The 9920-nt window shown below is 69.9% G+C and carries 11 protein-coding genes; 9 read left to right on the plus strand and 2 right to left on the minus strand.

Annotation, left to right across the window (positions count from 1 at the left end; genetic code table 11):
• Nucleotides 1–19: 19 nt before the first annotated feature.
• From FFS23_RS16015 to FFS23_RS16050, 8 genes are all read left to right on the plus strand, one after another.
• Nucleotides 20–346 carry a lipopolysaccharide assembly protein LapA domain-containing protein gene (locus tag FFS23_RS16015; RefSeq protein WP_137899387.1) on the plus strand — a complete coding sequence of 109 codons (327 nt, stop codon included), beginning with the start codon at nt 20–22 and terminating at the stop codon, nt 344–346.
• Entirely contained in the window at nt 343–1014 is a 672-nt protein-coding gene (pyrF, locus tag FFS23_RS16020) for an orotidine-5'-phosphate decarboxylase (RefSeq protein ID WP_038659619.1), read from the plus strand. Before FFS23_RS16015 ends, pyrF begins: the two co-directional genes overlap by 4 nt.
• Nucleotides 1015–1137: 123 nt before the next feature.
• Nucleotides 1138–1773, plus strand: a complete 636-nt coding sequence (locus tag FFS23_RS16025) for a phosphoribosylanthranilate isomerase (protein WP_137899388.1) — start codon at nt 1138–1140, stop codon at nt 1771–1773.
• Entirely contained in the window at nt 1770–3002 is a 1233-nt protein-coding gene (trpB, locus tag FFS23_RS16030) for a tryptophan synthase subunit beta (protein WP_137899389.1), read from the plus strand. Before FFS23_RS16025 ends, trpB begins: the two co-directional genes overlap by 4 nt.
• Entirely contained in the window at nt 2999–3802 is an 804-nt protein-coding gene (trpA, locus tag FFS23_RS16035; RefSeq protein ID WP_137899390.1) for a tryptophan synthase subunit alpha, read from the plus strand. The genes trpB and trpA overlap by 4 nt, the downstream gene beginning before the upstream one ends.
• Nucleotides 3799–4653, plus strand: coding sequence for an acetyl-CoA carboxylase, carboxyltransferase subunit beta (accD, locus tag FFS23_RS16040; protein WP_038659632.1), 855 nt, complete (start codon nt 3799–3801; stop codon nt 4651–4653). The genes trpA and accD overlap by 4 nt, the downstream gene beginning before the upstream one ends.
• A 98-nt stretch (nt 4654–4751) precedes the next feature.
• On the plus strand, nt 4752–6065 hold the full coding sequence (locus FFS23_RS16045; protein ID WP_137899391.1) for a bifunctional folylpolyglutamate synthase/dihydrofolate synthase: 1314 nt from the start codon (nt 4752–4754) through the stop codon (nt 6063–6065).
• 70 nt (nt 6066–6135) lie between these two features.
• The gene (locus tag FFS23_RS16050; RefSeq protein ID WP_038659638.1) at nt 6136–6564 is read left to right on the plus strand and encodes a DUF6628 family protein; all 429 of its coding nucleotides are present in this window, start codon (nt 6136–6138) and stop codon (nt 6562–6564) included.
• Here FFS23_RS16050 and FFS23_RS16055 read toward each other — a convergent pair.
• Nucleotides 6561–7895 (minus strand): AmpG family muropeptide MFS transporter, encoded by a 1335-nt coding sequence (locus FFS23_RS16055; protein WP_249340715.1) that lies wholly within the window; start codon nt 7893–7895, stop codon nt 6561–6563. The two genes, FFS23_RS16050 and FFS23_RS16055, sit on opposite strands and share 4 nt — an antisense overlap.
• 238 nt (nt 7896–8133) lie before the next feature.
• Nucleotides 8134–8568 (minus strand): response regulator, encoded by a 435-nt coding sequence (locus tag FFS23_RS16060; RefSeq protein WP_038659641.1) that lies wholly within the window; start codon nt 8566–8568, stop codon nt 8134–8136.
• Nucleotides 8569–8684: 116 nt separating this feature from the next.
• Between FFS23_RS16060 and FFS23_RS20525 the strand changes: the two genes are divergently transcribed.
• Nucleotides 8685–9920 (plus strand): pseudouridine synthase (locus FFS23_RS20525; protein ID WP_249340714.1); only part of this gene is annotated, 1236 nt, incomplete at its 3' end.

Here is a 9920-nt window from a genome sequence, read left to right on the forward strand (position 1 = left end):
CGCTCCTCAGGAGTGTTGCATGCAGTTCCTCAAGATCCTGTTCTGGTTCCTGCTCGCGTTCGTCGCGGCGCTGTTCACCTATGGCAATTGGACCGGCGTCCAGATCAATCTGTGGAGCGGCCTGATCGCCGACGTGAACCTGCCGCTGCTGCTGCTCGTCACTTTCCTGCTCGGCTTCCTGCCGACCTATCTGTACCTCGGCACGGTGCGCTGGCGACTGCGCCAGCGTCTCGCGGCGTGCGAGCGGCTGCTGGTCGACCAGCGGGCGGCACCGGCGATGCCCGCACCCGTTGCGGCCGAGCCGGTCGTGCCAGCCGACCCGGCGCTCGACGGACGCCCGGCATGAGCCCGATCTACGTCGCGATCGACACGCCCGATCTCGCCCGCGCCAAGGCAATCGCCACCCGCACCCGCGCGCATATCGGCGGCATCAAGCTCGGCCTCGAATTCTTCTGCGCGCACGGCCAGCATGGCGTGCGCGAGATGGCGGAGCTCGGCCTGCCGATCTTCCTCGATCTCAAGCTGCACGACATCCCCAACACCGTCGCCAAGGCGGTGCAGGCCTTGAGCCCGATCGAGCCCGCGATCCTGACCGTCCACGCCAGCGGCGGCCGCGCGATGCTCGAGGACGCCAAGGCGGCGGCACCGCTCAACACCAAGGTCGTCGCGGTGACGATGCTGACCAGCCTCGACGCGAGCGATCTCGCCGCCACCGGCATCGGCGGCAGCGCGCACGACCAGGTCCTGCGCCTCACGGAACTGGCGCATGAGGCGGGGATCGACGGCATCGTCTGCTCGGGCGCCGAAGTCGCCGCGGCGAAGAAGGCATGGCCCAAGGGCTTCTTCGTCGTCCCCGGCGTCCGCCCCGCCGATGGCCCGGCCGGCGACCAGAAGCGCGTCGTCACGCCCCGCGCCGCGCTCGATGCGGGCGCCTCGATCCTCGTCATCGGCCGCCCGATCACGCAGGCAGAGGATCCCGACGCCGCCGCACGGGCGATCGGCGGGACGCTGTAGGACCCGATCGACCCTCACCCTTCCCGCCGGAGGCGGCGAAGGGTGAGAGTGACGGCTGAATGCGATCGGCCTGCAGCCGCCGAACCCTTGCACTTCCCCCGCCGAACGCCGACACGCGCAATCATGCCCGTCCACACCAAGATCTGCGGCCTCTCCACGCCCGAGACGCTCGATGCCGCGTTGCGGCACGGCGCGAGCCATGTCGGTTTCGTCTTCTTCCCGCCGTCGCCGCGTCATCTCGATTTTGCGCGCGCGGCGCAGCTTGCCGCGCGCGTGCCGTCGCACGTCCGCCGCGTCGGCGTGTTCGTCGATCCCGACGATGCGCTGGTCGAAGAGGCGGTGGCCAGCGGCACGATCGACGCGGTGCAGCTCCATAAGACCGCCGCGCCCCGCGTCGCAGCGATCCGCGCTCGCAGCGGTCTCGAAAGCTGGGCCGCGGTGGCGGTGAAGACCCGCGCCGACCTCGACGCCGCGCGCGTCTACGCCGGCGCTGCCGATCGCATCCTCTACGACGCCAAGACCCCGGACGACGCGAAGCTGCCCGGCGGCATGGGGTTGCGCTTCGACTGGGCGCTGCTCGACGGCTTCCGCCACCCTTTGCCGTGGGCGCTGTCGGGTGGGCTCGACCCCGCCAATGTCGGCGAGGCGATCGCGCGCACCGGCGCGAAGCTGGTCGACGTATCGTCCGGCGTCGAGTCCGCGCCGGGGGTCAAGGATATGGACAAGATCGGCGCCTTCCTTAAAGCGACGCAGTCATGAACGCCCCCAACACCTATCGCGCGCAGCCCGACGAGCGCGGCCACTTCGGCCAGTTCGGCGGCCGCTATGTCGCCGAGACGCTGATGCCCTTGGTCCTCGACCTCGATCGCGAGTATCGCGCCGCCAAGGCCGACCCCGCCTTCGCCGCACAGTTCGACGACCTCATGGAACATTATGTCGGCCGCCCCAGCCCGCTCTATCACGCCGAGCGGCTGAGCGAGGCGGTGCGCGAGGGCGCTGGCGACGGCATGGGCGCGCAGATCTGGTTCAAGCGCGACGAGCTCAACCATACCGGCGCGCACAAGATCAACAATTGCATCGGCCAGATCCTGCTCGCGATCCGCATGGGCAAGACGCGGATCATCGCCGAAACCGGCGCCGGCCAGCATGGCGTCGCCACCGCCGCAGTCTGCGCGCGCTTCGGCCTGCCGTGCGTCATCTACATGGGCGCGAAGGACGTCGCGCGGCAGCAGCCCAACGTCTTCCGCATGAAGCTGCTCGGCGCCGAGGTCCGCCCGGTGACCAGCGGCGCGGCGACGCTGTCGGACGCGATGAACGAGGGGCTGCGCGACTGGGTCGCCAACGTCCACGACACCTTCTACATCATCGGCACCGCCGCCGGCCCGCATCCGTATCCGGAGCTGGTCCGCGACTTCCAGAGCATCATCGGTCGCGAGGCGCGCGCGCAGATGCTCGCCCGCACCGGCCGCCTGCCCGACCTGCTCTGCGCGGCGATCGGCGGCGGCTCGAATGCGATCGGCCTGTTCCACCCGTTCCTCGGCGACCCCGCGGTCGGGATGCTCGGAGTCGAGGCGGCCGGCCACGGGCTCGACGGCAGCGAACATGCCGCCAGCCTCGCCGGCGGTTTCCCGGGCGTGCTCCACGGCAACAAGACCTATCTGTTGCAGGACGAGGACGGCCAGATCGCCGAGGGTCATTCGATCTCGGCCGGGCTCGACTATCCCGGCATCGGCCCCGAACACGCCTGGCTGCGCGACATCGGCCGCGTCGAATATACCAGCGCGACCGACAAGGACGCGCTCGACGCCTTCCAGTTGCTCTGCCGCACCGAGGGGATCATCCCCGCGCTCGAGCCGGCGCATGCGATCGCCGCGGTGGCGGTGCGCGCGCGGACGATGCGCGACGACCAGATCATCCTCGCCAACCTATGCGGTCGCGGCGACAAGGATATCTTCACCGTCGCCGAAGCGCTCGGGGTGGCGATATGAGCCAGCGCCTCGCCAACGCCTTTGCCAAGGGCCGCCCGGCGCTGGTGACCTTCGTCACCGCCGGCGATCCGACGCCTGATGCGACCGGCGCGATCCTCGACGCGCTCGTCGCGGGCGGCGCCGACGTGATCGAGCTCGGCATGCCGTTCACCGATCCGATGGCGGACGGCCCGGCGATCCAGGCGGCGAACCTGCGCAGCCTCGCCGCCGGCACGCGCACCGCCGATATCCTCGCCATCGCCACCGCCTTCCGCGCGCGGCATCCCGACGTGCCGCTGGTGCTGATGGGCTATGCCAATCCGATGCTGCGTCGCGGCCCCGGCTGGTTCGCCGGGGCGGCATCGGCGGCGGGTGTCGATGGCGTGATCTGCGTCGACATTCCGCCGGAGGAAGACGATGCGCTGGGGCCGGAGCTGCGCGCGCGCGGCGTAGATCCGATCCGCCTCGCCACGCCGACGACCGATGCCGCGCGCCTGCCGCGTGTGCTCGATGGCGCGAGCGGTTTCCTCTATTACGTCTCGGTCGCGGGCATCACCGGGCTGCAGCAGGCGGCGCAGGGCTCGATCGACCAGGCGGTCGCGCGGCTCAAGGCGACCACCGACCTGCCCGTCGCGGTCGGCTTCGGCGTCCGCACCCCCGAACAGGCCGCCGCGATCGGCGCCGTCGCCGACGGCGTCGTCGTCGGCTCGGCGATCGTCGAGCTGGTTGCCACCCATGGCGCCGCCGCGCCCGATGCGGTGCGCACCTATGTCCACTCCCTCAGCGAGGCGCTGGCCTCGTCGCGAAAGGTCATCCGATGAGCTGGATCACCAACGTCCGCAACGCTTTGCCCTTCGTCGCCAAGCGTGAATCGTCCGACGAGAATCTCTGGCACAAGTGCAAGGGCTGCGGGCAGATGGTCTTCACCAAGGAGCTGGAGGAGAACCTCTACGTCTGCCCGAAATGCGATCATCACGAGCGCATCGGCCCGAAGCTGCGCTTCGCACAGATCCTCGACGAGGGCAGCTGCGCCGAACTGCCGGTACCCAAGGTGCCCGAGGATCCGCTCAAGTTCCGCGATTCCAAGCGCTATACCGACCGGCTCAAGGCGGCGCGCACCTCGGCGCACGAACAGGACGCACTGATCAATGCGCGCGGCACGATCCTCGGCCATCGCGTCGTGATGGGCGTGCAGGATTTCGCCTTCATGGGCGGCTCGATGGGGCTCGCGGTCGGCGAGGCGTTCGTTCGCGGCGTCGAGGAAGCGATCCGCGAGAAGGCGCCCTATGTGATCTTCACCGCCGCGGGCGGCGCGCGTATGCAGGAGGGCATCCTCAGCCTGATGCAGATGCCGCGGAGCACGGTCGCAATCCAGATGCTGCACGACGCCGGCCTGCCCTATGTCGTCGTGCTGACCGATCCGACCACCGGTGGCGTCACCGCCAGCTATGCGATGCTCGGCGACGTGCAGATCTCCGAACCCAATGCGCTGATCGGTTTCGCCGGCCAGCGCGTAATCGAGAGCACGATCCGCGAGAAACTGCCCGAGGGCTTCCAGCGCGCCGAATATCTGCTCGACCATGGCATGCTCGACATGGTCGTCCACCGCAAGGAGCTGCGCGAGCGGCTGGCGACGGTGATCGGCTATCTGTCGGTGGCGCAGGCGGCGTAACCGGGGGAGGGGAAACGCTCTCCCACCCGCGCCGTTACCCCGGACGTGTTGCGGGGTGACGAAGGGAATTTGGCAAGCGGACACCCGGACCCCAGCAGATGCCTGACCACGCCACCTCCACCGATCCCGCGGTCCAGCAGCAGCTCGACCGCCTGTGGTCGCTGTCCCCCGGCGCCGACATCCTCGGCCTCGACCGTATCACGACGCTGCTCGCGCGGCTCGGCGACCCGCATCTAGCGTTGCCGCCGGTGTTCCACGTCGCCGGCACCAACGGCAAGGGCTCGACCTGCGCCTTTCTGCGCGCGGCGATCGAGGCGGCGGGGCATGACATCCACGTCTTCTCCAGCCCGCATCTCGTCCGCTTCAACGAGCGCATCCGCATTGCCGGGCGGCTGATCGACGACGCCGCGCTCGCCGCCCTGCTATCCGAGGTGCTCGACCGTGCCGACGGCATCGGCGCGAGCTTCTTCGAGGTCACCACCGCCGCCGCCTTCCTCGCCTTCGCGCGCACCCCCGCCGCCGCGACGATCGTCGAGGTCGGCCTCGGCGGCCGGCTCGACGCGACCAACGTCATTGCCCGTCCCGCGGTCACCGGCGTCGCCGCGCTGGGGATGGACCACGAAGCCTTTCTCGGCAGCCGCATCGTCGACATCGCCGGCGAGAAAGCGGGGATCGCCAAGCCGGGCGTGCCGCTGGTGACGATGAACTATCCCGCCCCCTGCCGCGCCCGCGTCGCGGCGGTCGCCGCCGCCGCCGGCGCCCCCGTCGTCGCGCGCAACGTCGGCTGGTGGAGCGAAACCGCGCGCCAGACGATGCGCTATCGCGACGGCGGCTTTGCGGTCGTCACCGATCGGCCCCGACTCGTCGGCCCGCATCAGTCGCGCAATCTGGCGCTCGCCATCGCGATGCTGCGCCATCAGGGCGCGCTGGCGATCCCCGAAGCGGCGATGCGCGCCGCGGCCGATTGGGCGCAATGGCCCGCGCGCATGCAGCGACTCGGCGCCGGACCGCTCCACGATCGCCTGCCGGCCGGCAGCGACCTGTGGCTCGACGGCGCGCACAACCCCTCCGCCGCGCAGCCGGTGGCACGCGCGCTGCGCACGCTCGCCGGCGAGCGGCCGGTGGTGCTCGTCCTCGGCATGCTCGCCAACAAGGATGCGCGCGGAGTGCTGCGCCTGCTCGCCCCCGCGGTGTCGCGGATGATCGCGGTGCCGGTTCCCGGTCACGCCTGTCACGCCCCCGCCACGCTCGCCGCGCTGGCCGAGGAGTTCGGCGTCGCCGCCGGAGTCGCCGACGACCTCCCGCAAGCGCTCGATCTGGCGGGAGAAACCGCCGCGCCGTTCGTGCTGATCGCCGGTTCGCTCTATCTTGCCGGTGAAGCGCTCCGCCTGAACGACGAGTATCCGCAATGACGCGTTGATTGCGATTGACTTGCAATAGCGGATTGTCGAGTGTTCGGGACGACCACAGGAGTTGCCCCCGATGTCCGACCTCACCACCACGATCGCAGCCCTGCCCTATGCGCTTCCCGCCTGCCCCAATGCGCGGATCGCATTGTTCGCGCTGCGCCGGATGGGCGCGCAGGGGTTGCACGATGCGCGCGCCAGCCACGCGCTGTTCACCGCCTTCGGGCAGGAATTCCGCCGGCCGCTGGTGCTGATGCGCGCACTGATGGCGGACCTCGCCGGCACCGCGGCGGGGACGATCGCGATCGCGCCCTGCTGCTGTGCGCGGATGACCGCGGCGGAGCGGACGATGCTCACCATCCTCGCCCGCGTCGAGACCGCGCCCGATACCGCACGGCTGCTGCTCGGCGACCTGCTCGGCGTCCGCCGCGTCGACGCGGTGCTGGCAAGCGTCGCGGCGGTGGCGACCGCCTTCGCCGACGACGGCCGCCCGATCTGCGTTTAGGCCTGGGGCGTGTCGCGCACGTCGCCCTCGCCCGCCACGCCGGCGCTGCCGATCGACCGGTCGATCAGGCCCGACCGGCACATCCACCAGAACAGCAGCACGCCGGGCAGCGCCGCGACCGTCGTCCCCCAATAGAAAGCGACATAGCCGAAACTGTCCACCAGCCGCCCGGTCGTCGTCGCCGTCAGCACGCGACCGACGATGCTTGCCGCCGCCGAGATCAGCGCATATTGCGCGGCGGTGAAGCGCAGGTCGCACAATGCCGAGAAATAGGCGACGACGGTTACGCCGCCGATGCCGCTGGCGAGATTTTCGAATGCCATCGCACCGGCCAGACCGAGGTTGCTGTGCCCGGCCCCGGCGAGCAGCGCAAAGGCGGCGTTGGAAACCATCATCAGCACGAGGCTGAGCATCACCGAGCGCTTCAGCCCCATGCGCGCGTAGAGCACGCCGCCGACCGCGATACCGATCCAGAACGCCCAGAAGCCGATGACGACATCGTACAGCGCGATCTCGTCGTTGCTGAAGTGCAGGTCGTCGAGCAACAGCCGCAGCGCCTGCTGCCCCAGAGTGTCGCCGATCTTGTGCAGCAGGATGAAGGCGAGGATGATGAAGGCACCGTGGCGGCGGAAGAATTCGAGGAACGGGCTGACGATCGATGCAGCGATGTCGCGTGCGCCATGCCGCTTGATCGGCTCGCGGCGCCGATGCGGCTCCCCGCGGACCAGCGCGACGATCATTGCCGGGAAGGCGAACAACACGCAGGCGAGATAGGCGACATGCCAGTTCGAGCGAGCGGCGATCACCAGCGCCAGCGCGCCGGCGAGTACCGAACCGATCCGCCAGCCATATTGCGTCATGCCCGAGCCGATGCCCATCTGCTCGGGCTCCAGCGTCTCGATGCGATAGGCGTCGATGACGATGTCGTAGGTCGCGCCGGCAAAGCCGACCAGCACCGTCGCGATGATCGTCGCCTGCAGACTGGCGGCGGGATCGACGAAGGCGAGATTGGCGACCGCAAGGATCACCAGCACGCCCGACAGCAACACCCACGACACCCGCTGGCCCAACCGCCCGATCAGCGGCAGCCGCACGCCATCGACCATCCACGCCCATAACGGTTTGAGATTGTAGACGAGGAAGCCGAGCGTGAAGGCGGTGATCGTGCTCTTGTCGAGCCCGTCCTGCTTCAGCCGCGTGGTCAGCGTCGCGCCGATCATCGTGAAGGCGAGGCCCGAGGATATCCCCATGAAGAACACGGCGATCGGGCCGCGCTCGGCATAAGGTGCCAGCGGCGCGAGCCGCGCCCGCAGCGCCGCGGAGCGCCGCATCGCGACGATCAGCACAAGCACGAGCGCGACGACGATCAGGAAATACAGGTTATTGCCGGTCATCGGCGCGACACTAACGCCAATTTCGCGTGCGCCTAGCGGCTTTGCGAATGGGGCGAGGGCCGAAGTCGATCACCCCATCTCATACCGTTCGCCCTGAGCCTGTCGAAGGGCGGCAGGACCCACCGTGCTTCGACAAGCTCAGCACGAACGGCGTCGGGATGTATGCCAGCCCGTCTTATCCCGCCGGCGCCTCGAACAATTGGAACCCCGACGGGAGGCGCTTGGTCTTGCGGCCGGCGCGTTTGGCTTCGATCGCCTCGATCGCGCCGATCAGGTCGCGCTGCTGGTAGGGCTTGGCGAGGCAGCCGGCCGCCAGCGGCATCGCCTCGGCCGGGAAGTTGCCGGTGACGAACAGTACCGGTACGCCGCCCTCGCCCGCGGCGCGCGCGACGTCGAGCCCCGATCCGTCGGCGAGATGCACGTCGACCAGCACCAGATCGACCTCCGCATCCGAACGCAGCACACGAACCGCATCGGCGACACGGTCCACCGTCGCGACGATCTGATAGCTCGCATCGGTCAGCAGATGCTCGACGTCGAAGGCGATCAGCGGTTCGTCCTCGACGACCAGCAGGCGCACGATCTGGCGCTTCTTCCTCCCGAACAGCATCAATGCGCTCCGCGTGGCGTCAGGGTATTCGTTACGCCTCCGCGACATAACGCATGCACGCAGCTTCGGACGCAAATATTTTCGCAGCTTGGACGAATGCGCGTTATGGGCGGACCATGGCCCAAACCCCCGAACCCCGCACCGGCGACCGGATCGCGAAACTGCTCGCCCGCGCCGGCGTCGCGAGCCGCCGCGAAATCGAACGGATGATCGCCGACGGACGCGTCGCGCTCGACGGCAAGCCGCTCGACACGCCCGCGACGGTGCTGCGCTCGCTCGCCGGCGTCACCGTCGACGGCGAGCCGGTGGCGCCGCCCGAACCGACGCGCCTGTTCCTCTACCACAAGCCGACCGGCCTGCTCGTCACCGAGCATGACCCGGCGGGGCGGCCGACGATCTACGACCGATTGCCCGACGACCTGCCGCGGCTGGTGCCGGTCGGCCGGCTCGACCTCAATACCGAAGGCCTGCTGCTGCTGACCACCGACGGCGGCTTCAAGCGCCAGCTCGAACTGCCCGCGACCGGGGTCGAGCGCAGCTATCGCGCGCGCGCTTACGGCAATGTCACGCAGCAGCAGCTCGAGGAACTGGCCGAGGGCATCGAGATCGACGGCATCCGCTACGGTCCGATCGACGCCAATATCGAGCGCCGCACCGGCGCCAACGTCTGGATCGAGATCACGATCACCGAGGGCAAGAACCGCGAGGTGCGGCGCGTGCTCGAACATCTCGAATTGCAGGTCAGCCGGCTGATCCGCACCCGCTACGGCCCGTTCATCCTCGGCGACCTGCCGGTCGGCGGCGTCGGCGAGGTCAAGCAGCATGAGGTCGTCGCCTTCCGCCGCACGCTGAAGGGCGGCGCGCCCGACGAACCGATGATCGAGGCGCCACGCGACGGCTTCCGCACCGCGCCGACCGCCAACCGGCCGGCGCGTGCCCGGCCACGCCCCGTCGATGCGCCCGCACCGCGCGATGTGCAGGAACGCCCGGCCCAGGCGCGCACGCCCGCGACCGGCGAAGGCCGCCGCGCGCCCCGCCGCAGCGATGCGGCACCGGCCGGCGTCGCCACGCGTCCGGCTCGTCCCGGCGCGACGCCGGCGTCCTCGGCAGGCGGCCGTCAGGACACCCGTCGCGTCGCACCCCGCGCCGAACGCTCCGGTTCGGAGGAAGGCCGTCGCTTCGCTCCGCGCGCCGATCGCGGCGGCGAGCGTGACGCTTCCCGTCAGGAAGGCCGCCGCTTCGCGCCACGGGCGGATCGCGGCGACGAGCGTGAGGCGGGCCGCGGTCGGTTCGGCGATGCCCGCCGCGCGGGCCGTACCGGCGACGCCAAACCCGCTGGCGCGCGTCCGCCC

It is taken from the genome of Sphingomonas sp. 2SG (assembly GCF_005503285.1).
GTDB lineage: Bacteria > Pseudomonadota > Alphaproteobacteria > Sphingomonadales > Sphingomonadaceae > Sphingomonas > Sphingomonas taxi.